Origin of the sequence: Pseudoglutamicibacter albus, from assembly GCF_031458175.1 — a bacterium.
Taxonomy (GTDB): domain Bacteria; phylum Actinomycetota; class Actinomycetes; order Actinomycetales; family Micrococcaceae; genus Pseudoglutamicibacter; species Pseudoglutamicibacter albus.
Genome location: NZ_JAVDXX010000001.1, coordinates 815,291 through 840,385 on the forward strand (window position 1 = coordinate 815,291; position 25,095 = coordinate 840,385).

Annotated in this window: 26 protein-coding genes; 25 read left to right on the top strand and 1 reads right to left on the bottom strand. The window is 57.9% G+C overall.

Annotated features, from left to right (window positions below; all coding sequences use genetic code 11):
* Window positions 1-947 precede the first annotated feature (947 nt).
* The 16 genes from J2S67_RS03560 to mshC all read left to right on the top strand — a co-directional run bounded on the left by J2S67_RS03560 (window position 948) and on the right by mshC (window position 12,800).
* Window positions 948-1,283, top strand: a complete 336-nt coding sequence (locus J2S67_RS03560; RefSeq protein ID WP_084590386.1) for a hypothetical protein — start codon at window positions 948-950, stop codon at window positions 1,281-1,283.
* A 93-nt stretch (window positions 1,284-1,376) separates the two neighbouring features.
* The gene (locus J2S67_RS03565) at window positions 1,377-1,682 is read left to right on the top strand and encodes a pore-forming ESAT-6 family protein (protein WP_310246248.1); all 306 of its coding nucleotides are present in this window, start codon (window positions 1,377-1,379) and stop codon (window positions 1,680-1,682) included.
* Between the two features lie 65 nt (window positions 1,683-1,747).
* Window positions 1,748-2,077, top strand: a complete 330-nt coding sequence (locus tag J2S67_RS03570; RefSeq protein ID WP_310246373.1) for a hypothetical protein — start codon at window positions 1,748-1,750, stop codon at window positions 2,075-2,077.
* A gap of 93 nt (window positions 2,078-2,170) precedes the next feature.
* Complete coding sequence (locus J2S67_RS03575; protein WP_310246375.1) at window positions 2,171-3,391, top strand: hypothetical protein; 1,221 nt, start codon at window positions 2,171-2,173, stop codon at window positions 3,389-3,391.
* Window positions 3,392-3,493: 102 nt separating this feature from the next.
* Window positions 3,494-3,997: a hypothetical protein gene (locus J2S67_RS03580; protein ID WP_310246378.1), complete on the top strand. Its 504-nt coding sequence runs from the start codon at window positions 3,494-3,496 to the stop codon at window positions 3,995-3,997.
* 191 nt (window positions 3,998-4,188) lie between these two features.
* Window positions 4,189-4,782 carry a hypothetical protein gene (locus tag J2S67_RS03585; protein ID WP_310246381.1) on the top strand — a complete coding sequence of 198 codons (594 nt, stop codon included), beginning with the start codon at window positions 4,189-4,191 and terminating at the stop codon, window positions 4,780-4,782.
* Between the two features lie 20 nt (window positions 4,783-4,802).
* Window positions 4,803-5,231: a hypothetical protein gene (locus J2S67_RS03590; protein WP_310246384.1), complete on the top strand. Its 429-nt coding sequence runs from the start codon at window positions 4,803-4,805 to the stop codon at window positions 5,229-5,231.
* A 151-nt stretch (window positions 5,232-5,382) separates the two neighbouring features.
* Entirely contained in the window at window positions 5,383-5,811 is a 429-nt protein-coding gene (locus J2S67_RS03595; protein WP_310246387.1) for a hypothetical protein, read from the top strand.
* Window positions 5,812-5,876: 65 nt separating this feature from the next.
* Window positions 5,877-6,308, top strand: coding sequence for a hypothetical protein (locus J2S67_RS03600; RefSeq protein WP_310246390.1), 432 nt, complete (start codon window positions 5,877-5,879; stop codon window positions 6,306-6,308).
* A 64-nt stretch (window positions 6,309-6,372) separates the two neighbouring features.
* The gene (locus J2S67_RS03605; protein WP_310246393.1) at window positions 6,373-6,801 is read left to right on the top strand and encodes a hypothetical protein; all 429 of its coding nucleotides are present in this window, start codon (window positions 6,373-6,375) and stop codon (window positions 6,799-6,801) included.
* A gap of 151 nt (window positions 6,802-6,952) precedes the next feature.
* Complete coding sequence (locus J2S67_RS03610; RefSeq protein WP_310246396.1) at window positions 6,953-7,381, top strand: hypothetical protein; 429 nt, start codon at window positions 6,953-6,955, stop codon at window positions 7,379-7,381.
* Window positions 7,382-7,445: 64 nt separating this feature from the next.
* On the top strand, window positions 7,446-7,874 hold the full coding sequence (locus tag J2S67_RS03615; RefSeq protein ID WP_310246399.1) for a hypothetical protein: 429 nt from the start codon (window positions 7,446-7,448) through the stop codon (window positions 7,872-7,874).
* 132 nt (window positions 7,875-8,006) lie between these two features.
* A complete protein-coding gene (locus J2S67_RS03620; protein ID WP_310246402.1) occupies window positions 8,007-9,383 on the top strand; it encodes a M20/M25/M40 family metallo-hydrolase in 1,377 nt (458 codons plus the stop codon).
* Between the two features lie 47 nt (window positions 9,384-9,430).
* Window positions 9,431-10,582 carry an acyl-CoA dehydrogenase family protein gene (locus tag J2S67_RS03625; RefSeq protein WP_310246405.1) on the top strand — a complete coding sequence of 384 codons (1,152 nt, stop codon included), beginning with the start codon at window positions 9,431-9,433 and terminating at the stop codon, window positions 10,580-10,582.
* Window positions 10,583-10,614: 32 nt separating this feature from the next.
* Window positions 10,615-11,451 (top strand): undecaprenyl-diphosphate phosphatase, encoded by an 837-nt coding sequence (locus J2S67_RS03630; RefSeq protein ID WP_035755390.1) that lies wholly within the window; start codon window positions 10,615-10,617, stop codon window positions 11,449-11,451.
* 74 nt (window positions 11,452-11,525) lie between these two features.
* Window positions 11,526-12,800 (top strand): cysteine--1-D-myo-inosityl 2-amino-2-deoxy-alpha-D-glucopyranoside ligase, encoded by a 1,275-nt coding sequence (gene mshC / locus J2S67_RS03635; RefSeq protein WP_310246411.1) that lies wholly within the window; start codon window positions 11,526-11,528, stop codon window positions 12,798-12,800.
* 6 nt (window positions 12,801-12,806) lie between these two features.
* On the opposite strand, the gene J2S67_RS03640 is transcribed toward mshC, so the two are convergent.
* A complete protein-coding gene (locus J2S67_RS03640; protein ID WP_310246413.1) occupies window positions 12,807-13,760 on the bottom strand; it encodes a PAC2 family protein in 954 nt (317 codons plus the stop codon).
* A 112-nt stretch (window positions 13,761-13,872) separates the two neighbouring features.
* On the opposite strand from J2S67_RS03640, the gene J2S67_RS03645 reads away from it, so the two are divergent.
* From J2S67_RS03645 to J2S67_RS03685, 9 genes are all read left to right on the top strand, one after another.
* Window positions 13,873-15,015 (top strand): site-2 protease family protein, encoded by a 1,143-nt coding sequence (locus J2S67_RS03645; protein WP_310246416.1) that lies wholly within the window; start codon window positions 13,873-13,875, stop codon window positions 15,013-15,015.
* Window positions 15,016-15,032: 17 nt separating this feature from the next.
* Entirely contained in the window at window positions 15,033-16,103 is a 1,071-nt protein-coding gene (locus J2S67_RS03650; RefSeq protein ID WP_310246418.1) for a tRNA (adenine-N1)-methyltransferase, read from the top strand.
* 89 nt (window positions 16,104-16,192) lie between these two features.
* Window positions 16,193-17,884: a proteasome ATPase gene (gene arc, locus J2S67_RS03655; protein ID WP_310246420.1), complete on the top strand. Its 1,692-nt coding sequence runs from the start codon at window positions 16,193-16,195 to the stop codon at window positions 17,882-17,884.
* Window positions 17,885-17,910: 26 nt separating this feature from the next.
* Window positions 17,911-19,575 (top strand): depupylase/deamidase Dop, encoded by a 1,665-nt coding sequence (gene dop, locus J2S67_RS03660; protein WP_310246423.1) that lies wholly within the window; start codon window positions 17,911-17,913, stop codon window positions 19,573-19,575.
* Window positions 19,576-19,664: 89 nt separating this feature from the next.
* On the top strand, window positions 19,665-19,856 hold the full coding sequence (locus J2S67_RS03665) for a ubiquitin-like protein Pup (RefSeq protein ID WP_035755288.1): 192 nt from the start codon (window positions 19,665-19,667) through the stop codon (window positions 19,854-19,856).
* On the top strand, window positions 19,853-21,364 hold the full coding sequence (locus J2S67_RS03670; RefSeq protein WP_310246428.1) for a proteasome accessory factor PafA2 family protein: 1,512 nt from the start codon (window positions 19,853-19,855) through the stop codon (window positions 21,362-21,364). The genes J2S67_RS03665 and J2S67_RS03670 overlap by 4 nt, the downstream gene beginning before the upstream one ends.
* Window positions 21,365-21,592: 228 nt before the next feature.
* Window positions 21,593-22,408: an FKBP-type peptidyl-prolyl cis-trans isomerase gene (locus J2S67_RS03675; protein ID WP_141739764.1), complete on the top strand. Its 816-nt coding sequence runs from the start codon at window positions 21,593-21,595 to the stop codon at window positions 22,406-22,408.
* A gap of 62 nt (window positions 22,409-22,470) precedes the next feature.
* Entirely contained in the window at window positions 22,471-22,872 is a 402-nt protein-coding gene (locus J2S67_RS03680) for an FKBP-type peptidyl-prolyl cis-trans isomerase (RefSeq protein ID WP_035755282.1), read from the top strand.
* A gap of 55 nt (window positions 22,873-22,927) precedes the next feature.
* A complete protein-coding gene (locus tag J2S67_RS03685) occupies window positions 22,928-25,042 on the top strand; it encodes a helix-turn-helix transcriptional regulator (RefSeq protein ID WP_310246431.1) in 2,115 nt (704 codons plus the stop codon).
* Window positions 25,043-25,095: the final 53 nt, after the last annotated feature.

The following is a 25,095-nucleotide window of genomic DNA, read 5'->3' on the forward strand; positions in this document are numbered from 1 at the left end:
CGGTAGCACATCAAGGGCACCACACCGAGGAATGAACGCTCACACCACCGATATATGCCCAGCAGCCATATATATCCGCTGAAACCCGCGCCAACACAGCCGAAAACACCAACCCCAGACACACATTCTGACCCTTAACCCTCATCGTTCCGCTTTTTTGGTGGATGTGTCAGGACATCGTTCCGTTTTATGTGGTGAGCAAAGACGGCTGGGCAAACTGCCTGCAGTCTGGCGGCTCCCCGGTGTTCCCGGGGCTATTTTGCTGCCGCTGCGGTTGCTGTTCACCGGTCTAGTGGCGGCTCGTGGCCGCTGGGATAGTTAGTTTCTGCACCGCCCCGTGCCTCGACGTGGAGGCGTCGGTGGACCCGTCGGGCCTTGCAGTGGTGGGAACGATGTCGTGACAGATGGGTGAAGGATGTCCTGAGACATGGTTGGAAGGATGTCGTGAGAGATCCGTGGGTGGGTTGAGGTGGTTGGGGGTGAACGATGTCGTGAAACCAGACACCCCTCCGCGCACGTTTGTTATGTGTCGGGACATCGTTAACACGATGTCCCGACATTTTTTATGCTCTGGGGTTTTGATGTGTCGGGTCATCTGTATCTATTGTTCGCGGCCGCTATGACAACTAGTTTCTGCGCCGCCTCGCCTCAACGTGGGCTGTCACTGCATCTCAACGTGGGCTGCCCCTGCGGACCGGTACACCTTTGTCTTCAGGTGAAGGATCTCGTTGCACCAGACAAGTTTCCACCCCAGCTGCGGCACGAAAACAACTCAGTACACTCCGTTTGATTTTATTTCAAATTTGTAGAATTTTTGGGTTTTTGGGGTGTTTTCTGGTGGTGGTGCGGGTTAGGATGGCGTGCGTTGGCTCGGGTTTCGCGCCTGGTTTTGGGTGTGGGGTTTGGGTTGATGTGTTGGTTGTATTGGTTTTTGAAGGGATAGTTTTATGAAGTTTGATATGGGTTCGCAGACGTTGGCTACGTTGAATCAGAAGACGTCTGGGTCGAATGATGATTTGGGTGGTTTGGTTCGTCAGTTGGTGGCGGCTGTTGCTCCGTTGGAGGGGAAGTTTAATGGTCAGGGTCGTGTGAGGTTTGATCAGTTCAAGGCTCGTGCTGATGAGATTGCTGCTGATTTGAATAGTTCGTTGGCTCGGATTGCTCAGGGTCAGTCTGAGATGAATGTTGCGACTCAGACTGGGGATCAGCAGACTGCTGATAACTCGACGCGTAATGAGTCTGCTGCGAATTTTGATGGTGCGCGTTTCTCTTCCACCCGCTAACTAGTCTTTCCCGCCTGGGTGGGGGTTAGTTAGTTTTCCTACTTCTCTTAGTTTTCCTTAGTTTTCTTGTTTTTGTTTTTGTGAGGGGTTTGTATGTCGTTGGATCGTATTTCGTTTGATACTGGTGTGTCTGGTCAGGTTCAGGGGGATATTCAGGGGATTGTCTCTCGGCTTGAGTCCTTGATTGGTGAGCGTGATGCTCAGGTGGCTGAGGCGATGTCTGATTTTCAGATGGATGGTGTGGATGCTGAGTATCAGCATGTTGAGAAGCGGTGGCATAACGCTTCGAATGAGGTGCGGGGGATTATTAGTTTGGTGCGTGAGACTCTGGCTAGTAATGATGAGACGGCTGTGTCTACGCAGTCGCGTGCTCGTAATGCTGTAGCGAATATCGGCTAGCCATAGGCGTACCCCTCCTTTGTGTTGGGGGTTGGATGGACTGTTCTTTCAGAAAGTTGTGACACATGTACTTTGATATCCATCACGCGGCCGCTACGCAGACTGTTACAGCAACCAACAGCGCCGCTGATGATTTGGATGATGCTTTCGCTGATGTGAAAGCTGGGTTGGATGGTATGCAGGAGGTGTTGAAGCATTCTCCTGCTGTTGCTGGGGCGTTAGTTGCTGTCAAAGAGGGTGCTGTTGAGCCTACCGCGGATGGTGTGATGGCTAAGATCCGTACCGCAACTGGCTCCACGAGTGGTGCGTTGAAGCTGTATTGGTGTGGGGATCAGCAGATGTCTGCCAACGTATGCGCAGTCCCAGGCAGTTTCGATATGCCGGGGGTGAACTGAGTGAGCTTCAACGTCGTAGAGCTTGACGATCCTGGAGAGATTCGGACACGGGTATCTGGTTTGCGCTCGAGGTTTGGTGATGCGGCTGATGCTATGAAAACTGTGCATGATCGGTGGCGTCCTATTCAAGGCCAGTATGTAGCGCCTGAGGCTCCTACCGTGTCCGGGGCGATGGAGGTCCCTGAAAAGACGGTCAACGCGTTTGATGACGCCGGCGAATCTATCAAGAAAGTGCTGATGAAGTATGCGACTGATCTTGATGGCCTTATGCAACGCCGTAGAGCACTCATGGACAAAATCAGTGACTATGAGGCGATGAATCCCAGTGATGACGATGACGCGGGTCAGCGGGATAAAGAAAATCTGCGTAAGGAAATCGAAAAGGATGCTTCTGTGTTGCTGCAGGATAAGGATGATGTCCAGAACCGTTGCCGGGAGCGTCTGCTAGCTATCAGCATTGACGGTAATTCATCTAAAGATGCACAAGACAGAGCCCCGCAAGCACATGAAGTCCCTAGGAGATCAGACCCGAGCGTCGGCCAGCAGGCGGTAGATCATTTAACTGAGAAGAATGATCTAGACGCTCCTCTTGGTCCGATCGCACAGGGTATTGCGTTTGCTCTGAGTCGGACTGAGAATGCGTTGACCTTTGCTGGGGTGAAGTACACCACGCTTCAGGTTCGAAATAATTGGGCACCTGGGTGGCTGCAGTGGATTGCAAAAAGCAGCAAATTAGGTGAGCGCATCGTTAGATGGACCACTGGATGGGAACCAGCGCTCCTGGTACCAGTCGGGAGACAAACTGCGGGCAGTTTCATCGCGGGAAACCACCCTGGCAACATCGCGCGTAAGCCCGAGAACTTTAGGGACTTTCTACGTCTGCTGGTAGGCCGAACCATCTACGGAGTCAGTGAAGTCAAGAAGCGCAAAGCACTGCGGGATCAAGCTGAACGGAAAACCAAACTGAGTACAGCCTCGAAGTGGGTTGGTCGCTCCTCCTTTTGGCTCGCTGGTGGCGTCAACTTCGCGACCAGTTGGCAGGAAGACTCCCGGAAATACCCAAGTATGGGCAACGGCGAGAAGACGGCACGCGCCACTACCGTGACGTTCACTACCGGTGTTGGGGCATGGGGTGGCGCTAAAGCCGGTGCAGCTGCAGGTGCCGCAGTCGGCTCCTTCGTTGGTCCGGGTGTGGGCACGGCGGTCGGGGCAGTGGTTGGTGGTCTTGTTGGCGGTGCTGTTGGCGGGATTGTGGGTAGTTCACTTGGTGAAAAAGCTAAAGGAGTCGTTTCGTGGATTAAGGGTTGGTTCTGAACGAGTCACTGTAAGGCCACACTAGCGAGCCTGCTCTTGTCGCTGGTTGGGTGCTTAGTAACTGTTTTAGTGAGGTCAGGAAAGTGAAAGGGTGGTGTTCGTATGGATATTCCAGATGTTGAGGTTAAAATTCCGGAGCATCCTGATGCGAAGTTCAGGTTGCCTATTCCTGAGGACTGGGAGGTGGATGACTCCGGTAGTGATAATGGGGTTTTCATCTATAAAGGAGGGCCTTCTGAACTCTGGAATGTTGAGGGGTTTCGTTCTAATTTCGTGATCATCCAGAGAGCCTATGATCAGCGGCACGCCACTGATGAGGGTTATTACAACGAGATCCTCGCCACGGATGCGGGGTTAGCAGAACAACTAGCGGAGTACCGCAATATTCACCTGGGCTGGGACACGCTGGGTGGGGATGATACTGCGGCCGTGTTGCGTGTGGCTTCCTACCGCAATGAGGAAGGTACACCGGTGGTGTTATATCAGTGGAATGCGATACGCGACGGTATTGAGATGAACGTAGCGTTGACATTCCATGCGGCACTACTTTTCGCGTGGGCAGACGTTGCGTATATGTGGGCGAAGGAATTCGAATGGGCAGTGTAGAGAACAATCACAAAGAACAAAAAACCAGAATCGTTCTAAGCTGGGAACAATATCAGCACATGATTGGTGGTGAATACGAAGGGTACGGCCCCACACTTCATGACGTAACCGGCGCCTGTGTGTTGGCTAATGGTGAAGCAGAACCTGGCTATGAGCAGTTCTGGAAGATCTTTCACGCCACATTAGGTGCGGTGAAAGTAGGGCGCCGACGCGCCGACGGCACCGTTAATGCTGCCCACGTGTGGACAGGCCCGGAAGGCATTATCTCTACGGTAGAGAATCACACTGATGGCACCGTGACGATGATGGCTGCAGACCGCGACAGTCGGTTCACACTTTTGATTGACAGTATGGTTCTAGGTCGGCGTAACTTCCGGCGGCACTATGAACCAGGGCATGGGGTGATCAAAAAGAAAGACTTCCTTACCGTCCTCATCCCTGATGATCTACCGGCTCCTGAGCTGGCTGACTCTGTGAAAGCACTCGCCGACTCCGTGAGCCACATTCAGCCTGAGATAGCCCAAGACCTGGTAGATGGCCAATACGAGATGATCGTGGTTGAAGGCACCTATCAAGCCGGTGATCGTGACGAGGCCGGTGTGGTGATCTATCTTGATACTCCACACGGATATCTGCTCTATGACACCGAACGCCGCATGTTGCGTAAGGAGTACCAGCTACACCCTGCACCCGGCTGGTACATCCTCCAACGGGCAGTGTCTCTGTTGCCGCCTCAATGGCTCATCGAAGCATGGCAAGACGAAACCGAACCAGCGGCTAGCTGAGCCTGGGGAGGTAGGGGGCAGTGTCTGTAGAGGACAATCTACTTTGGGGTGCCTTGCTGGTTTGTGCGGTCTTGTATTGGATTCACTATGTCAAGGTTGTGCGTAAGCCGAAATCTGATGCGTGGTATGACTCAGTCTGGAGTCTTGGAAGCCTGTATATATTTCCGTATGGGTGGCTCGGCATAGGTTCTATTTCGGCCGCGGCATTGCTTGCTCAGCTGGATATGCCACAGGTGGTGGGATATTGGTTTGTGAAAGTGCCAATGTTCGCTGGCATAGCTATTGGATTTATTGGTTTTCTCGGGGCGGGCGGTGTCCCTCTTCCCTATCCGTTCTTACCTAAGTGGGCGGTGAAGAAACAGAAAGAGGAATGGGTTAGGGCCATAGGCTACGTCAAAGAATACATGCAGAAACTGCGGGACCGTCTGCGTTCCCGCAGAAGAAAGTAGCCTTCTCAGCAGGAGTTGAAGAACGGGGCAGGTAGCGTTTGAAATGGGTTCGCTGGCGTGCTGTTGCCTCGTAACCGACTAAATGGCTCATCGAAGCATGGCAAGACGAAACCGAACCAGCGGCTAGCTGAGCCTGGGGAGGTAGGGGACAGTGTCTGTAGGGGACAACCTACTTTATGCTGCCTTGCTGATTGGGGCGGTGTTGTATTGGATTCACTACGTCAAAGTTGTACGTAACCCGAAAAATGAGTCGTGGTGGGATTCTCCTTGGAGTATCGGCAGCTTCTACATATTTCCGTTCGGATCGCTAATCTGTGGTTCTGTCTCGGCTACAGTCCTGCTTGTGCAACTCGGTTTGCCTGAGGTTGTGGGATATTGGCTCGTCAAGTTGGTCCCGTGGGGTGTCATCCTTTGTGGGGCTATTGCTTTTCTCGGGCTAGCCGGTGTCCCTCTTCCCTATCCATTCTTACCTAAGTGGGCGGTAAAGAAACAGAAAGAAGAGTGGGCCACCGCTATCGCCTGGCTGAAAGGTCGCGCACGAAAGCTCCGCAAAGGTATTCGTTCCCTCCGAAGAAAGTAGCCGGCCTCGGCTACTGGGAAACTGGCTTGGTGGAGAGCTAAATGAGCCCGGGAAGGTAGAAAACCGTGTCTGTAGGGGACAATCTACTTTGCGTCGCTTTACTGATTGGGGCGGTATTGTATTGGATTTACTACGTCAAGGCTGTGCGTCATCCGAAGAATTCCTGGCGGTATGACGACTCCGGTTGGTGCATCAGGAATCTGCATTTATATCCCTACGTTTCGCTCATGCTCGGATTTATTTCGGTGGCGGCACTGATTGCTCAACTGGATATACCAAAGTTCGTGCTGTTCTGGTTCATAGGGATGCCAATGTACGCCAGCATAGCTCTTTGTTTTATTGCCATGCTTGGTGCGGGTGGTGTCCCTCTTCCCTATCCGCTGGTGCCTAAGTGGTTTGTCAAGCAGCGTCGAGAGGAATGGGCTAGGAGCATAGTCAGGTTGAAAGAATGGGCACGAAGACGGCGTGAGCGGAGGCGTCTCCGCAGAAGGAAGTAGCCCCCTTACTGATTCGAAAACCAGCTTGGTCGAGTACCAAATGAGTCCGGGGAAGTAGTGTGCAGTGTCTGTAGAGGACAATTTGTTCTGGGTTGCCATGCTGATCGGGGCGGTGTTGTATTGGATCCACTACGTCAAGGTCGTGCGCAACCCGAAAAATGAGTCGTGGTGGGAATCACCTTGGAGTATCTATAGCTTTTACCTATTTCCCTACCTTACGCTCATGCTTGCTACTATTTCGGCGGCGGCATTGCTTGCTCAGCTGGATATTCCTCAGGTGGTGGGATATTGGTTTGTGAAGGTGCCAATGTTCGCTAGCATAGGTCTTTGTTTCGTTGGTTTTCTCGGGATGGCCGGTGTCCCTCTTCCTTATCCGTTCTTACCTAAGTGGGCGGTGAAGAAACAGAAAGAGGAATGGGTTAGGACCATAGGTTATGTCAAAGAGTACATGCAGAAACTGCGGGACCGTCTGCGTTCCCGCAGAAGAAAGTAGCCTTCTCAGCAGGAGTTGAAGAACGGGGCAGGTAGCGTTTGAAATGGGTTCGCTGGCGTGCTGTTGCCTTGTAACCGACTGAATGGCTCATCGAAGCATGGCAAGACGAAACCGAACCAGCGGCTAGCTGAGTCTAGGGCGGTGGAACGCAGTGTCTGTAGGGGACAATCTACTCTGTGTTGGCATGATTATTGGGGCGGTGCTGTATTGGATTCACTACGTCAAAGTTGTACGTAACCCGAAAAATGAGTCGTGGTGGGATTCGCCTTGGAGTATCGCCAGCTTCTACATATTTCCGTATGGGTGGCTCGGCATAGGTTCAATTTCGGCGGCTGCACTGCTCGCTCAGCTTGATATGCCACAGCTGGTGGGATATTGGTTTGTGAAAGTGCCAATGTTCGCTGGCATAGCTATTGGATTTATTGGTTTTCTCGGGGCGGGCGGTGTTCCTCTTCCTTATCCGTTTTTACCTAAATGGGCGGTGAAGAAACAGAAAGAAGAGTGGGCCACCGCTATCGCCTGGCTGCAAGGTCGCGCACGAAAGCTCCGCAAAGGTATTCGTTCCTTCCGAAGAAAGTAGCCGGCCTCGGCTACTGGGAACCCGCTTGGTGGAGAGCTAAATGAGCCTAGGGAGGTGAAACGCAGTGTCTGCAGAGGACAACCTACTTTGTGTTGGCATGATTATTGGGGCGGTGTTGTATTGGATTCATTACGTCAAGGTTGTACGTAACCCTAAGAATCAGTCGTGGTATGACTCGCGCTGGAGCCCCGGTAGCTACTACCTGTTTCCCTACATTACGCTCATGCTTGCTTCTATATCGGCTACAGCCCTGCTCATCCAGCTTGATATACCTAAGGTCGTTGGTTATTGGCTCGTGAAGTTGACGGTGTTCGGTGTCTTCGTTTGTGTAGCTATTGCTCTTCTCGGGTTGGCAGGTGTCCCGCTTCCTTATCCGATCGTGCCCAAGTGGCTAGTGAAGAGACGCAGAGAGGAACGGGCCAAGATAAAATCATGGCTGAAAGAAGACATACAAAGGTTGCGTGAACGTAGGCGTCTCCGCAGAAGAAAGTAGTTCACAGTCTCTGTAGAGAACAACCTGGTTCTTCCCCTTGAAACCGACGCATACGGTCTGGCATAGTCCAGCCCTTCCTTGGCTGAGATAGAAACTAAACTCAAGACGCTTCCGGGTTCTAGACTTGAGAGCATGCCAGACTCCGCTCTCACGCCTCAGAATCCTGAACCGCGATACTCCAGCGAACACGCCCCTGATACCCGTACACGGGAATCCCTGGATCAAGAAGTCGTGAGGATCTGCCGAGACCTGATCCGCATCGACACCACCAACCTCGGCAGCTATCCAGACGCCGCCAATGAGCGGCCCGCAGCCGAATACGTCATGGAGCTACTCCAGGAAGTCGGCCTCGAACCCACAATGTACGAATCCGCGCCAGGCCGCGCCAGCGTCGTAGCCCGCATCGAAGGCCGCGAACCCAGCCTGCCCGCACTCGTGGTGCATGGTCACCTCGACGTCGTACCAGCCCAAGCCGAAGACTGGTCCGTCAACCCGTTCGAAGCAGTCATCAAAGACGGCATGATCTGGGGGCGCGGAGCCGTAGACATGAAAAACATGAACGCGATGATCATCACCACCGTGCGAGACATGGCACGCCGCGGACTCAAACCACGCAGAGACCTCATCGTCGCATTCTTCGCAGACGAAGAAGCAGGCGGCGAATACGGTGCACTATGGATGGTCAAAAACCACCCAGAAGTATTCGCTGGCGCAACCGAAGCCATCAGCGAAGTCGGAGGATACTCAACCACCATCAACGGCGAACGCCTCTACCTCGTCCAAACCGCCGAGAAAGGCCGCGCCTGGGGCGCACTCACCGCCCACGGGAGGGCCGGGCACGGATCCGCCGTAACACACGAAAACCCGATCGTGCACCTGGCCACCGCTATCGCCCGCATCGCAGGTGATGACTGGCCCCGCGAATACAACGAAGCCACCACCGCCCTACTTGAAGGCATCGCGCACATCACCGGCACAGAATTCGACCCCGCCAACCCCCAGCCGCAACTAGAAGCACTCGGGCCCACCGTGAAGTTCATCGCGAACACACTACAGACCACAAGCAACCCGACCGTCCTGAAAGCCGGCTACAAAGACAACGTCATCCCACAAGACGCCATAGCGCGGCTCGATGTGCGCACGCTACCCGGCAAACACGAATCCACGCTTGAACGCATCGCTGAACTCGCAGGCGAACACGTCACCTACAGCATCGACCACCACAGGCCATCAGTCAGCGCCCCAATCGATGCCCCCATCTTCGATGCAATGCGGCTGGCACTGAATCGCCACGACCCCGGCTGCCACGTACTGCCATACATGCTCGGCGCAGGAACCGATAACAACGCTCTAGCCGACCTCGGCATCAACGGATACGGCTTCGCTCCACTCCTACTCCCAGCCGAACTAGACTTCACCGGCATGTTCCACGGGATCGATGAACGAGTACCCATCGAATCGATCACATTCGGCCGCGCCGTACTCTCCGAATTCCTCCTCGACTACTAGCGCCCACACCCCATAGAGCCCCCACCACGAACGGAAAGGATATCACCGTGTCTGATCGAGTCACAGCAATCCTGACTCCCGGCCTGCTAGAAACCCTGCGTGAACGCGCACCCGAATACGACCAGAACAACGAGTTCGCGGCCCAGGATGTGTGTGACCTCGCAGAAGCCGGCTACTTCACCGCTACGTTGCCAGTTGAAGAAGGCGGGGCAGGGTGGAGCTTCGCAGACCTGGTGCGCGCCGAAAGGATGCTGGCAGCCGCGGCGCCTGCCACCGCGCTGGCCGTGAACATGCACCAGGTGTGGTGCGGCGTCGACAAGATTCTGCGTTCCTGGGGCGATGATCGGCTTGCCTTCATGCGCCAGTGGGTTTCCGAAGGTGAACTATTGGCCTTTGGGGTCTCCGAGCCAGGCAACGACGCCGTGCTGTTGGACTCCTACACTCAAGCGACCCCAGGGCAGGGCGGCTATAGCCTCAACGGCTTGAAAGTGTTCACCTCCCTAGGTCCTGCGTGGACGCGGCTGGGCGTCATGGGTAAACATGACGGCCAGCTGCTCTACGGGTTCGTGGAACCACAGGAAGGCGTGCAGCGAGTCGGGGAATGGGACGCACTCGGCATGCGGGCTTCCGGCTCGTTTGCCACCAAACTCACCGATGCGTGGATGAAAGAAGAGACCATCCACACCCGTTTTGAGCCGTGGGATGCCACCGAGCCGCTGGTTGCGGCGATCTTCGCCTCCTTCCTGCCCCTCACCGGTTCGGTGTACGTCGGTATCGCAGACCGTGCGCTCGAGCTCGCACGCGCCAGCGCGAATGAACGCACATCCCGCTCAACCGGGCTGGCGCTCTCACAACAACCGGCGCCGCGTACGCTTATCGCGGAGGCCGGCATGAAACAGATCGCGCTCGATGCAGTGGTCGAATCAGTCGTCAACGAACTGGATGCTGGACTCAACCCGAGCCCGGCAACAGTCGCACGGTGGGTGACATTGCGCACGATGGCTACCGACACCGCCCAAGCTCACATCGAGACCGCCCGAGCGCTCTCTGGTGGCGCCGGGTTCACGCGTACCTCAGAGATCTCGCGTCTTTACCGTGACGTTGCGGCAGGTATGCACCATCCGTCGCAACGCCCATCGGCGATGGAATCTGTGGCTAACTGGCTGGTTGGTCCGGTGGAACACACCACTAACAGCTAGGTTGTGTCCGCTCGGCACGATACCCTGCAGTGGTGGAATGGTTATACGCAGCGATCCTCGGCCTCGTTCAAGGGCTGACTGAGTTTCTTCCGATCTCTTCATCTGCGCACTTGCGCATCACGGGGTCTTTCCTGCCAGGCGGGTCTGACCCTGGCGCGGCATTCACCGCGATCACCCAGCTAGGCACCGAGACCGCGGTCTTGCTGTTCTTCTGGCGAGACATCGTGCGGATCATCAAACACTGGTGCCTAGCACTCGTGGGGAAGATGCCGCGTAATGACCCCGATGCGCGCATGGGTTGGCTGATCATCATCGGTTCGATCCCGATCGGCGTGCTCGGTCTGCTACTGGAAGAACAGATCGACACAACCTTCCGCAGTCTGTGGATCGTGGCGTTCATGCTCGTGTTCTTCGGCCTCTTGCTTGCGGCCGCGGACTCCTTGGGTAAACAACGCCGACAGCTACAAGACCTCACCGTCAAACACGGTATTTTCTATGGTTTCTTCCAAGCGCTCGCGTTGATCCCTGGCGTATCCCGTTCAGGCGGAACCATCACGGGTGGTTTGGCCCTCGGCTATTCGCGTGAAGCCGCTACTCGCTACTCGTTCCTGCTAGCGATTCCCGCGGTCATGATCTCCGGCGGCTACAAACTCGCGAAAGCACTCAAAGACGGTTTCGACGGCCCATATGGCGCAGGCCCCACCGCGTTGGCGACCGTCATCGCGTTCATCGTCGGTTTCGTAGTGATCGGATGGCTGCTGCGCTACATCTCAACCCACTCGTTCCGCCTGTTCGTGTGGTATCGCATCGCGCTGGGCTTCATCCTGTTCGTCTTGCTCGGTCTTAACCTCATCGACCCAACGGTCTAAACGGGCGAGCCACACGGTAGCCTCGAATGATAAGTGTTGTGCCCGCGTTCCGCCCCGTAACGTAAGGAGAGCCCGTGCAGTCTTGGCCACGACCACACGTCCCTCAGGTCCCCGGACAACCACCAGCGATGCGGTTGTTCGATACCTCGACAGGAAAGATCGAAGAGGTCAAGACGAACGAGCGTGCATCCATCTACGTGTGCGGTATCACCCCGTATGACGCCACACACTTAGGGCACGCCTCAACATATGTGACCTTCGACCTGCTGATCCGGCAGTGGCTCGATGCGGGCCTTGAAGTGAACTACATTCAAAACGTCACCGACATCGATGACCCGCTCCTGGAGCGGGCCGACGCTACCGGCGTGGATTGGGAATGGCTCGCTGAAGACCAGACCAACCTGTTCCGCGGCGACATGGAGGCACTACGGGTCATCCCGCCGCAGCACTACATGGGCGCGGTTGCCGCGATCCCGTGGGTTGTTGAGGGCGTTGAGAAGATGCTCTCCGACGGTGTCGCCTACCGTGTGCGCGGTGCGGCCGGTGAGCCGGACGGGGATGTCTACTTCGACTCCGCGGCAGCAGCAACGGATGCATGGCGGTTGGGGGATGTGTCTCACTACGACGCCGAAACCATGAACGAGTTCTTCGCTGAACGTGGCGGCGACCCGGACCGTCCAGGTAAACGCGACCCGTTGGATCCGCTGTTGTGGCGGGTGGCCCGCGAAGGGGAACCATCCTGGGACGGCAGGACCCTCGGTGACGGCCGGCCCGGCTGGCACATCGAATGCTCCGTCATGGCGGCCCGCCTCAACGACGGTCCGCTCACCGTCCAGGCCGGCGGTAACGACCTCATCTTCCCGCACCACGAGTTCTCTGCAGGCCATACGGCCGCTGTGTCCGGTCACCGGCTTGCCGAACACTACGCACACACCGGCATGGTTGGCCTTGACGGGGTCAAGATGTCGAAGTCGCTTGGCAACCTTGTGCTCGTCTCAAAGCTGACCTCCGAAGGGCGCGATCCACGAGCGATCCGCGCGGTTATCCTGGATCATCACTACCGTGACGACTGGTCTTTCGAACACGCAGACCTGGAACGCGCCGACCAGCGCATCGCAACGTGGGAGAGCGCCCTGGGCCGCAGCACCCAGCAGCAGGCCGAGGACGTGCTCGCTCGCGTGCGGGCCGCACTTGCCAACGACCTCGATGCGCCAGCTGCCTTGGCCGCACTCGATGAATGGGCCGCGGCAACGCACGATGGGCCAGCTACTTCCGATGCGGCCGCTCGCTTGGTCGCAGACGCCGTCAACGCTCTACTGGGTATCGAACTGCAGCCTGCCGGGAACTAGGACTTTCTAGGACGTGAGATCGTCGCGGCCAGAAAGGTAGCGGCGGAGCTCTTCCGCAATGGCCTCCCCATCGATGCGCTCCTGCGGAGTCTCCTGTTCGGCCTGTGCGTGTTGTTGTCTAAGCTCTGAAAAGAGAGTTGCCAGCCGCGGGTCTTCCGCGGCCGCGGCATCGAGGGCTTCTTCCCACTCTTCGGCGTGTGCACGCAAACTATCGGTTGGCAGATCCAAACCGAAATGCTCATCGAGCGCCGCGATCAGAGCGATCTGGGCCTTCGGATCCTGCAGCGCGGCAACATAGCGCGGCACATCAACCCACACATCCAGAACAGGTAGACCCGCCGCCCACGCGGTATCCGAAAGCACCGAAACAATGCCGGCAGGGCCCACATCCACCGAACGATCCGCTGAAGTCAGCGAACGCAGAGCCCGCGAGTCAGAGGTCAAGCGCGCCTGGGCGTTCGCTGAATGAGGTATCTGTTCAGCGGTGGCGTGCAAGGCTGTGACCATAACAACGTTCAGGGCTTCGGCGTGCATCAAAACCTCACCAACAAACGAGATCCACCGCATGTTAGGTTCCGGGCCCAGAGCAACCACGACGTCCAAACCGGTCGGGGTTCGGAACCGATACAACCGCGTAGTAGGCCAAGCGAGTTTAAGGTTTCCGTTAACACCTGCAACACGTGAAGGTCGATTGACGAGGAAGTCGTAATATTCTTCAGGCTCTAACTTGGCCGCCAAGGTTGAATCGACATGTTCAAGAATCCATTCCGCGGCACTGGTCGCGGCGTGGCCAGCGTTCTCAAAGCCACCGAAAGCCGCGATCAAAACAGCCGGACGCAACTTATCCGTACTCGAACCCGAGACTGGCTGGGCGCGCACCCACTCCTTGACCGAATCAAACGGCACCGACTCATACGGTAATGATTCGATCGGTTGAGTGCTCTCACGGTCACTGCTCACGTGCTCAGTCTCCTCACCTTCAAGCATTTATTCGTTACCCTAGTCACCCTCTCGGCGAGTGAAAAGACCAACCGATTAATCGGTTCGCGTTTTAGGACCTAAGATATGAGTCATGCCTACCGAAGGTGCCACCCAGCCGTGGTACAACCGTCCGCTCCCGCTCGGGAGTATCGGTGGCGTACCCGTTTCACTATCCACATCCTGGTTCTTCGTAGCTTTGGTCCTTCCCATCGCCGTGGTTGTGGTGGTCCAAGACTGGCTGCCAGGGACCACTACCGCTGTAGCGATCATCTTGGGGCTTCTACAGACAGTCGCCCTCATGTTCTCGGTTCTCATCCACGAGGTCGCCCACGCGCTCGTCGCTAAGGCACTCGGTTGGAAAACCACGGGCATCGCAGTCACGCTGTGGGGCGGGCACACGAGCTTCGATACGACGAAACCGAAAGCGTCGCAATCGTTCTTCGTCTCGATCGTGGGGCCGCTCACCAACCTTGCCCTCGCCGCGATCATCTATTCACCCATCTGGCTCGGAGCCCAACTTCCCGATGGGCCGCTGAAGTTCTTCATCATGATGACGGTCATCGCGAACCTCGCGATCGGCGTGTTCAACCTCTTGCCAGGCCTACCCCTGGATGGCGGCAGGGTAGTTGAGTCAATCGTGTGGGGTATCGCCGGGCGCCAGCCGATCGGCACGATCGTTGCCGGATGGATCGGCGGGATCCTCGCTTTGGCCGGCGGGGTCAGCGTCATCGTCTTCTTGGTGCAAGCCCAGCACAACACCAAGTTCGTGACGCTTCTGATGCTGTTGGTCATGATCGTTCCGTTGCTTGATGGAGCGGTCAAGTCAGTTCGGTTGGGACACTTCCGTTTGCGGATCGAAGGAATGCAGGCCGGGCAGTTGATCAGCCCCGTCGTGCGCCTCGCACCTCACGCTTCAGTGGCCGATGCGGTTGAGGCAGGGGTCTTTGACGACACCGTTGTCCTGGTCCTAAGCCAAGACGGAACGCACTTGTACCGTGTGCGTCCGGAACCGCTTCAGAACATGCTTCCTGCTGTGTATGCAGGCACGCCAGTGATGCATGTTGTGATGGACGCGATGGACGCCCATGTAGTCTCCGCTGAATCAGATGGTGATATTTTGGCTCGTGCCGCACTTGATTCTGAGACGGGGACGGTGCTGGTAGTGGACTCGCAGCAGCAATGCATTGGTGCTGTGCGTCGCGAAAGCGTTGTCAAGGCGCTCGAAGGGCGCTGAGCGAAAGGACTTAAACAGTGGCTGTAGGTGCCCAGCACCGTCGCGGACCGTTCAAAGTGGGCGACAGGGTGCAAGTCACAGACGAGCGCCGCCGCGTACACACACTGACCCTCAAAGAGGGCGGGGAGTTCCACACCCACGTTGGTGTTTTGTTCCACGATCAGTTGCTCGGCCAACCAGAAGGCAGCGTCATCGAGAACTCCGAAGGTGTTCGGTATCAGGCGTTGCGTCCTCTTTTGAAAGATTTCGTTCTGTCGATGCCGCGTGGCGCGACAGTGGTGTACCCGAAAGACGCCGGCCAGATCGTGACGATGGGGGACATCTACCCGGGCGCGCGCGTGGTGGAAGCCGGCATCGGTTCGGGCGCGTTGACGATTTCTTTGTTGCGTGCGGTTGGCGATACGGGCCTTGTGCATTCCTTTGAGCGCCGTGAAGAGTTCGCGGATATCGCTCGCGGCAACATCGCCGCGATGTTCGGTGAGGTTCCGCCCTCTTTCCGTTTATCGTTGGGGGACTTCCAGGAGCGTGTGGTCGAAGAGCACGAGCCTGGCAGTGTGGACCGCCTGGTGCTGGACATGCTCTCGCCTTGGGAATGCCTGGATGCGGTCGCCACCGTTCTGGCTCCAGGTGGGGTATGGGTTAACTATGTTGCGACCGTAACGCAACTTTCCCGCGTGATCGAAGCGATCCGCTCCGACGGCCGTTTCACCGAACCTGAGGCTTTCGAAACGATGGTGCGCGGCTGGCACGTTGAAGGTTTGGCTGTCCGGCCTGATCACCGCATGGTTGCCCACACCGGTTTTCTGATGACTACCCGCCGGCTCGCTGACGGAGCCGTAGGTATCCCGGGGTCTCGGCGCGTCAAAGACGTGACCTTCCCGGCTGAGGATGTTTCCGCTTGGACCGCCGATCACGACCCAGAAGCCTGGACAGCCGAAGGACTAGGGGAGCGTGGCCTTTCAGCCAAGAAACTGCGCCGCTCAGCGCGCGACGCGGTAGCGATGGGCCGAGCCGCCGGCGCTGATCTTCCAGATGCCGGCAGCGGAAGCGAAGTCAACGGAACCCACGCCACCCAGCCCGAAGACTAGGGTGCATCCTTTCACGGCACGGCGCATCGACTGCCGAAGCTACACTCACCATCGAGCTTGCCTTGCTGGGCAACACGTAGGGTGGATGCATGAGCGATCAAGCATCCACCCCGTCCCTATCGCCGGAACCCAGGCAGAGTTCTTCCAACGATCTCGCCGACGTGCGTAGCCGCAACGTCGAGTTATCGCGCAGGGCTGAGGACCTGAGTCGACAAAACGCGCGGCTGGTCGATGCGTTGCGCCGCTCACGCGAAGCAATCGACGGTTTACGAGCTTCGCTGGAGCGGGACGGCGACTTCCCGCTGACTCACGCGGTAGTGCTGGCTCGCCACGAAGCGATCACGGACCGCACGCGTGCAATCCCAGGGGCAGCAGCTGCCGGGGTGGACATCCTGCACGCCGGAAGAACCGTGCGCACCAGCATTTCACCCCTGCTGGAAGATGAGTATGTAGTTCCTGGTGCGGATGTTCTAGTCAACGAGTCCCTCATAGTCGTGGCTGTTCTTGGGCGGCGAGAAACCGGGACTGTCATGACCGTGGCCGATACTCTGGGCGCGGATAAGATTGTCGTTTCAACCCGCACAGGCGAACGGCTCGTAGTCCGCGCGGCTACCGAGCTGGCCCGCCGGGGAGTCCGGGCCGGTGAGCTCGTGGTCGTTGACGCGAAGACGGACATGGCCCTCTCCACGGTCACGGTGGACTCAGGCACCTCAGGCCTGCAATTGGCCGAGGTTCCACAAACGACCTACCAGATGATCGGCGGACTGAATCAGCAGATCACCCAGGTTCGCGATGCCATCGAGCTGCCGTTCATTCACCGCGAGAAATTCGCAGCCTACGGGCTTGAAGCCCCACGCGGGGTTTTGCTCTACGGGCCTCCGGGCACAGGCAAGACGATGATCGCCCAAGCAGTCGCCCATGCCTTGAGCGAACAAACCGGATCATCCGCTTACTTCCTCAACGTCAAAGGCCCCGAACTGCTCGATAAGTTCGTAGGTGAAACCGAACGCCACATCCGGTTGATTTTCGACCAAGCCCGCGATCAAGCGGCAGCCGGCCACCCCGTCGTGGTGTTCTTCGACGAGATGGACGCGCTCTTCCGCACCCGCGGTACCGGCGTGTCCTCAGACGTTGAAACCACGATCGTCCCGCAGTTGCTCGCGGAGATCGATGGGGTAGAGAAGCTATCGAATGTGCTCGTTATCGGCGCGACCAACCGCGCCGACATGCTTGACCCAGCGGTGTTGCGGCCTGGACGCCTGGACGTCAAAGTGCGTATCGAGAGGCCCGACCGCGCCGCGACACTCGATATTTTGCAGCGCTACCTGAACGAAGACACACCAATCGCACGGACTGAGCTCACCCAACACGTCGATGCAGCGGCGGCGGCAGCGCATCTGTGTGAGGTGGTGGCACACGAAATCTTCGATGCTGACGCTCCATTGTTCGAATGTCTCGATACCGACGGCCAACCCCACTACATCGGCCGAGCCCAGCTGATCTCCGGCGCAGTTGTCAAAGCAATCGTTGACCGCGCAAAGCGTGCCGCCATCAAACGCGAGATCAACGGCGGCGAGACCGGCCTCGACGCGGGCCTTCTGCGTTCAGCGGTCCAAGACGAGTTCACGCACTCCGGCCACATGCCAACGCAAGGCTCACCGGACGAATGGGCCCGCATCCTGGGGCTAAACACACCAACCGGAACCCGCATCGTGAGCGTGCGCCGCCTAGAGAACGGTGAAGAAAACGGCGAAGAAACGGAACCGGCAGGGGATCAGTGAGGAACCAAAAAGCAGAGACCACACGCGTGAGTACGATCCAGCAACACGTCCCGGATGGTTTAGTAGCCGCCGGACTAGTAGGGCGGGCACCCGGTGAACGGATCATGGGCACCGAGACCGAATACGGGGTCATCGCCCCCGGTTCCGGGCTGACACCAACACAGCTCTCCGCGGCGGTAGTGACCGCGATGGGGGAGGCACTCGAACAGCTCGGCTCAGCAAGCGCTGCCGCCCCGTGGGATTACCTGCATGAGCGGCCGCTTGATGACGCCCGCGGCTTTTCGATGAGACGCGCAGACGCCCACGAATCCCAGCTGACCCATGAAGGCACCTCAGTTGCCCCAGGGGCTGCGGCTAAGGGTGGTTCGGGCAGGATTCTGATGAACTCGGTTTTGGGTAACGGTGCCCGCTTCTATGTTGATCACGCTCACCCCGAATATTCCTCCCCGGAGAGCACGAACTCCTACGATGCCGCGGTGTGGGATCAGGCAGGTGACCGCCTGGCGAGCGCGGCGGCGCGGATCGCTAGCGGGCGCATCGGGCACGAGATTCTTCTGCACAAGAACAATGTGGACGGTAAGGGTGCCTCGTATGGAACGCACGAGAATTATCTGACCCCGCGTGCGTTACCGTTCGATGCCCTCGTGTCAGGCCTGCTGCCGTTCTTCGCTACTCGGCATATCGTCTGCGGCTCCGGCCGGGTTGGTCTGGGGCAGTTCGGTGAGAAACCGGGTTTCCAGATCTCCCAGCGTGCCGACTATTTTGAGCAGCGCGTAGGGTTGGAAACCACTCTGCGCCGCCCACTGGTGAACACGCGGGATGAGCCGCATGCTCAACATAGTCGTTTTCGCCGCTTGCACGTGATTGTGGGGGATGCGAATTGTTGGTGTGTTTCCGCTCGCCTTCGTATGGGTGCAACCAGCTGGGTTCTGCGGCTCATCGAAGCAGGCCGATGCCCGCGCGTTGAGATTGTTGATCCGGTGGCCGCGGTGAAAATTTTCTCCCACGACCCCGCATTGCAGGTTCAGGTGCCAACGATTGATGGCCAGCGCGTGAGTGCGCTTGATATCCAGGAGAGCTATCTCGAAGCGGCGGAAGCCTACGCCGCAAGCGACGCCGAGGCTACCGGAGCGGAGCGCGAGGTGTTGCCACTATGGCGGCGGGTGATCGATGCGTTGCGTGCTAACGACACTGTCGCTGACCGGTTAGTTGAATGGCGCGGTAAATACGCGCTACTGCGGGCCTATGCCGCTCGTGGCGGGCTCGACATTGAGGATCCGGACGCCTGGGAAGCAGACCAGCTCAAGCTCATCGACCTGCAATGGTCTGACATGAGGGAAGGTAAAGGCCTAGCGTGGGCACTTGAGCGCGCCGGCAAAGCAGAAACCGTGCTTGCGGAGGCCGATATCGTTACGGCAATGACCACACCACCTGCCAACACACGCGCGTGGGCCCGTGGCCAGGCCGTGACAACCTTCGGTAGCCAACTGAACGCCGCATCGTGGGAGAGCCTGACCTTCGAAGCCAACGGCCGCATCGAACACATCGACATGCCCGTGCCGTGGGCGGGCACCCGCGAGGAAGTCAGCGCCACATCCCCGAACGAATTCCGCTTGGGCGAATTCTGTTCATCCATCAACGCATCAATGAACGCACACACGGCGAGCGCGAGCGACCCGCACGCCCTCTAACAGGCGGGTTTGTAGCATGGAGGCACACAGCAACCGGCATGCAAAGACCACCGGGAACTGAAACGGCATAGGGAAGTAGGGAGTAGAACATGGCCCAGGAACGCATCAACCAACAGAGCGAATCACCCGCGGAACAGAGCAACGAAACCGCGGACACCCCGCAGATCAACACGCAGGGTCAGGACGCAGGCGTGGATTCGATCCTCGATGAGATCGACGGATTATTGGAAAGCAACGCTTCCGAGTTCGTTTCCGGCTACGTGCAAAAGGGCGGGCAGTGAGCCAGCAGTACCCTGCCGCGAACCGGATTGTGGGCTTGGAAACCGAATACGGTCTTGCCTACAGCGCTCGTAGCGGGCGTGCCCCTGAGGTCGATGAGGTTGCCAAGCATTTATTTCAGCCGGTGATCGAATGGGGACGAGCGACCTCGGTGTTCCTACCGAACGGTTCGCGGCTCTATCTGGATGTCGGGTCCCACCCCGAGGTTGCTACCGCCGAATGCTCGATGCTGGGCGAGGTGCTCGAACAGGACCGTGCAGGGGCGCGGACCCTGGAACAGCTTGCACAGATAGCCGAGGACTCCTGGGAGGATTCACCCCATCCAGGGACCGTGCACCTGTTGCGTAATAACGTGGACTCCGCCGGTAACGCTTTCGGTTGCCACGAGAACTATATGATCCCGCGTAAGCTGGCTGCTGCCCGGCTGGCCCATACGCTCATCCCTTTTTTGGTAACACGCCCGTTGCTATGCGGCTCAGGCCATATCCGTTTGTTCGATGACAAACCCCGCTATGTGCTCTCTCCGCGCGCCCGGCACATGTGGGAGGCCGTTTCCTCAGGTTCGACCCGTTCCCGCCCGATGATCAACACCCGCGATGAACCACATGCGGATGCGGCTAAGCACCGGCGTCTGCACGTGATTGTGGGCGACACCAATGTGTCTGAGGCTTCCACCTTATTGAAGGTCGCTTCGACGTGGCTTGTTTTGGATTGGCTCGAGGCCGGTGGCGGGTCTGATCTTGGTGAGATAGCGCATCCGGTGGATGCGCTACGTGCCGTGTCTGATGACGCGGACGGGTACACGCTTGTGAACTTCGACAACGGCCGCCGGCTTAGCGCTGTAGATGTTCAGGAGTATTTCTATGCACAAGCCGCAGCTCACGCTCAACGAAGTGGGGCTGTGGAGCGTGACCCGCTGATGGCCACCGCACTGACGTTGTGGCGCCGAACCTTGGATGCGTGGCAGGCCGAAGACCTCAGCACTGTTGCCACAACTTTAGATTTTGAGGCTAAACGCAGACTCCTAGAACGCAATGCTGCCCGCCGCGGAGTGGACTGGAGCCATGCCTCCATGCGCCGCCTCGAACTCGCTTATCATGAGCTGGCCCAACCGGGTAGTTCCTCGTTGCAAGAAAAACTGGAAGCCGCTGGTCTCTTGGAGCGGATAACAGCACCCGATGCGGTTGAACACGCACGTACCAATCCACCGCGCACCACACGGGCATTCTCACGCGGTGCATTGATCGCTGCAGCTAAGACGTGCGGGGCGGGGTATAAAGCTGATTGGATGAGCTTCCGGCTCACAGATATTGCCGAAACGAAAGTGCTCATGCCAGACCCGCTTGAGGCGACATCGCAGGCAGCGGCGGAGCTGATCGGTGCACTTCCTCTGAACCGGGAATCGCTTGGCTCCGGCGAACACGTGCGTGGCGTAGAGAACACCGCCACCGACATCGACACAGTTTTCGCTTCACTTCCCGCGCGAAACATGGTCCCAGGTGGACTGTAGAGTTAACCCACGAATATCCACCCTCGTCTCTGCTCATACTGCGAAGGAAGGTTTTCAGTGCGCAAACTAGCGACTGCAACCCTAGTCGGCACCCTGGCCCTGTCTTTGGCCGCATGCTCGGGCTCCAAAGATGAACCCGCTAGCTCGGCGTCCGGAGATAGTCAACTTCAAACAACAGAACAAGACACGGACAAGGGAAACACTGGCGCACCTGCTGACTTGGACTCCGTGAAGATCACCCATGAGGGCAAAGACAAAGTCGCAGCGGACTTCAAGAACCCGCTCAAGGGCGAAAAAGCCACAGCCAAGCTCGTCAACAAGGGTGATGGCGCCAAGCTTAAGGACGGTCAGAGCGTCCAGTTGCGTCTGGCGACCTTCGATGCAGAAACGGGCAAGGAACTGCAGCCGGGTAGCTTCAAGCAGCCGCAAGCGCTCACACTCGACAAGGACGCACTCGTTGGTGTTGAAGGGCTCTACGACGGTCTCAAAGAAGCGACCGTAGGCTCCGACATCGCTTACTTCATCACCTCGCCTAGCGTTGACAGCCCGCAGTTGTGGGTCATCCATGTTGAGGATGCGAAAGACCCGTCAGTGAAGTGGAAGAAGTCTTCGGAAAAGGGCGATAAGCCAAGCTTAGACAAGGGTAAGAAAGACACCTACACGGTAACCATCCCTGAATCTGACGCACCTAAGAAACTCCAGGTCGACGTCATCGACGAAGGCACCAAGGGGCCTAAGGCCACCAAGGAATCCATGCTGACGGTGCGCTACTCCGGCGCTAAATGGTCCGATGCCAAACAGTTCGACGGTAACTTCGACGCACCTGAACCAAGCACGTTCGGGCTCAACCAGGTTATTCAAGGCTGGACGGAAGGCCTCGAAGGCCTCAAGGCCGGCACCACGGTATTGCTCACGATCCCGGGGGATAAAGCCTACGGCGAGGAATCCCCAGGGGACACCGGCAACCCACCAAAGGGCACGCTCGTGTTCCTCGTGACCATCGAGAAGGTTGAAACCCAGCGGGACGCAACCGACAACGACTAACCAGTCAAAACATCGACCTCACAGCCTAAACACCGACCTCCAAGACGCAGGAGAAAAGCAGTATGTCTTTTGGACAGCGGAACTTTGATATCGACCGCGAGAAACCAGAAATCGACTTCCCAGGTAGCGAGGTACCAACCGAGCTGAAAATCATCGATGAGATCGAAGGCACCGGCTCGGAAGTCGCACGCGGCTCGCACGTGACAACCCACTACGTCGGCGTTGCTTTCTCCACTGGAGAAGAGTTCGACGCGTCCTGGAACCGTGGCCAGCCACTCGAATTCACCGCAGGCATCGGTCAGGTTATTCAGGGTTGGGACGAAGGCCTGCTCGGCATGAAGGTTGGCGGGCGCCGCCGACTCGAAATCCCAGCCAACCTCGCATACGGCGAACACGGAGCACCTCCCGCGATCGGCCCTAACGAAGCCCTCATCTTCGTGGTTGATCTTCTGGCAGTGCGCTAGAAAAGGCGTGTTAGAAGCCCGGAGAGAATCTAGCGCACGAAGCTAAGAAGCAACAGTGAGCAGAAGCAACGTTAAGCCCGTGAGCCCTGCGGCGAAAGCCGTGGGGCTCATGCGCGTGCTTACCTCGACTCGCATAGGACTCACTGCAGCCATGCTCCGGGAACGTATCCCTGAGTATCGCGGCCTCAGCGACGCCGCTTTTGAACGTGCATTTGAACGCGATAAGAGCCGTCTGCGCGCGCTCGGGCTTGAACTCACTGTGGAAAGGCTCGAAGCTGACGGCTTAGGGGAGGTGCGCTACCGCATCGACCTGCCCGCGCACAGGCTACCTGAGCTTCATTTGAGCGAGACTGAACGGCTTGTGACCTCTCTTGCCGCGGCCGCTGTTGGGGGTAGCAGTTGGGGATCCCACGCGCGTCGAGCATCCGCTCGGCTCGTTGGTGGTGCATCCGATCGCCTCAGTGGTAGGGAAACCTCGGGGCTCGGAGCACGTGTCGAGCTGAGCAACCCGCCAGAGGCCGCTGAAGCGTCGATCCTGGCAGCCTTATGCGAATATCCGGTCGCGTTCGATTACCGTGCGGCCAACGGTGAACTGACCTCACGCAGAATCATGCCGTGGGGTGTGGGGCAGAAAGCGGGCCGTTGGTACATGTTCGGTGGGGACATCGAACGCGGGGGCGAACGGATGTTCAGGCTCGACCGCGTCCAAGGGCATGTCGCGCAAGCCAACGCACGCAAAACCGAAATGGTCCACGAGATCTATGGGCGCCCGGATAAGTTTTCGATGCGTCAAGAGCTCGGCAGGTTGAGCGAGCGTGAGCCTCGCCATACGGTGCTGATCGCTGTTGCTGAAGGTACGGGAGCTGAGATGAAGGCTCGCGGCCGCAGCGTGGCTCACGGTGGTGGGGTAGAGGTCATCGAGATCCAGGGCGTCTATCCCGATGTGGTGCGGGAATGCGCGGCTATCGGGGCTGCCGTGGTCGATGCGGAAGCTGACATCGGTGTCCCGGAACTTGATGTGACAGAAACCGATCAGCCCGAACGCGCAGCGCTCGAGGATGTTGAAGCGTTGGTCGAGGCAGCCATTGCCGCGAATGCTGACCCAACAGGCGCTGATGCCGCGGCTCCGAGAGTGCGTATATCAGCAGGCGGAAGGCCTTCAACAGATCACGTCCTGGCTGATGTTGTGAGCTTGGTTGCTGTGATCCAGGGCGAAGGGATCACCGGCCTGGAAGACCTGGCGCATCGCTTCGGTGTGAGCGTCAGCGAAATCCAGCGACGGGTTGCAACCCTTGAGTTAGGTGCGCAGCTGACCGAAGACGCAGCGGGATCTCAAGAGAACTTTGCGTTGAGCATCGAGAACGGAAACGTTCAACTCACCGGAGGTGATGCGTTGAGGTACCCGCTCAACGTGTCATTGCAAGAAGCCACTGCATTACTTTTGGGCTGTCAACTGTTGGTTTCGATCCCAGGCATTGCCCCCACTGTCCATGCAGCGGCGCAGACTGTGATGCACAAACTGATGCAAGCACGCGAACAGCTCGGCGCCTTCGATAAGGTCGTCGCCATCGAGGCAGGAGAACCCGGCCACGAAACGGCAGGTTTTGCCCAGAAACTAGGCCAAGTGATCGCAGACCGGCGAACCGTTGAGCTCGAATATGCGGGCCTTGACGCCACCACGGAACGCAGCATCGATCCGCTCACTCTGATCAGGGTTGATGACAAGCTCTATGTGCGGGCGTGGTGCCATCTTCGAAGCGACGAGCGTACCTTCCTGTTGGAGCGCATCGTGCATATGAACATCACTGAGCGCGAAGCGACCCACACTCCGGTACACCCGTACGGCGTTCAAGCGCGCGGTACCCAAGAGCAGGGCGAAGGGATCGACGCCCTGGTCGCGTTCGGACCGAATGCAGAGTGGATGGCGCCCGCGTTCCGTCCCAGTGCAACCAAGCGCACCGAGCATGAACTCATCGGCCGCATCGAGGTGATCAGTGCTGAACGGGTCGCGCGTTCGGTCGCTGCAGCAGGCGGGGACATGCGCATCATCGCGCCGACCCAATTGCGGCACGACGTCAGCTTAGCGCTCGAGGGGTTACTCGATCGCTCACGGAAGTGCCGTACAGTGGGCACTGAACTGATTCGTGGCGTGACGGGATGCGCGCATTGAAGCAGATCCCGGCACACGATCCAAACCCCAACCATCAGGAGCAGAAGTGAATT

Bases quoted from the DNA above. Each gene is read 5' to 3' on its own strand.
- J2S67_RS03665 (WP_035755288.1), top strand. From the start codon at position 19,665: ATGGCCCAGGAACGCATCAACCAACAGAGCGAATCACCCGCGGAACAG.
- J2S67_RS03575 (WP_310246375.1), top strand. From the start codon at position 2,171: ATGAAAACTGTGCATGATCGGTGGCGTCCTATTCAAGGCCAGTATGTA.
- J2S67_RS03565 (WP_310246248.1), top strand. From the start codon at position 1,377: ATGTCGTTGGATCGTATTTCGTTTGATACTGGTGTGTCTGGTCAGGTT.
- arc (WP_310246420.1), top strand. From the start codon at position 16,193: ATGAGCGATCAAGCATCCACCCCGTCCCTATCGCCGGAACCCAGGCAG.
- J2S67_RS03680 (WP_035755282.1), top strand. From the start codon at position 22,471: ATGTCTTTTGGACAGCGGAACTTTGATATCGACCGCGAGAAACCAGAA.
- J2S67_RS03645 (WP_310246416.1), top strand. From the start codon at position 13,873: ATGCCTACCGAAGGTGCCACCCAGCCGTGGTACAACCGTCCGCTCCCG.
- J2S67_RS03620 (WP_310246402.1), top strand. From the start codon at position 8,007: ATGCCAGACTCCGCTCTCACGCCTCAGAATCCTGAACCGCGATACTCC.
- J2S67_RS03560 (WP_084590386.1), top strand. From the start codon at position 948: ATGAAGTTTGATATGGGTTCGCAGACGTTGGCTACGTTGAATCAGAAG.
- J2S67_RS03580 (WP_310246378.1), top strand. From the start codon at position 3,494: ATGGATATTCCAGATGTTGAGGTTAAAATTCCGGAGCATCCTGATGCG.
- J2S67_RS03570 (WP_310246373.1), top strand. From the start codon at position 1,748: ATGTACTTTGATATCCATCACGCGGCCGCTACGCAGACTGTTACAGCA.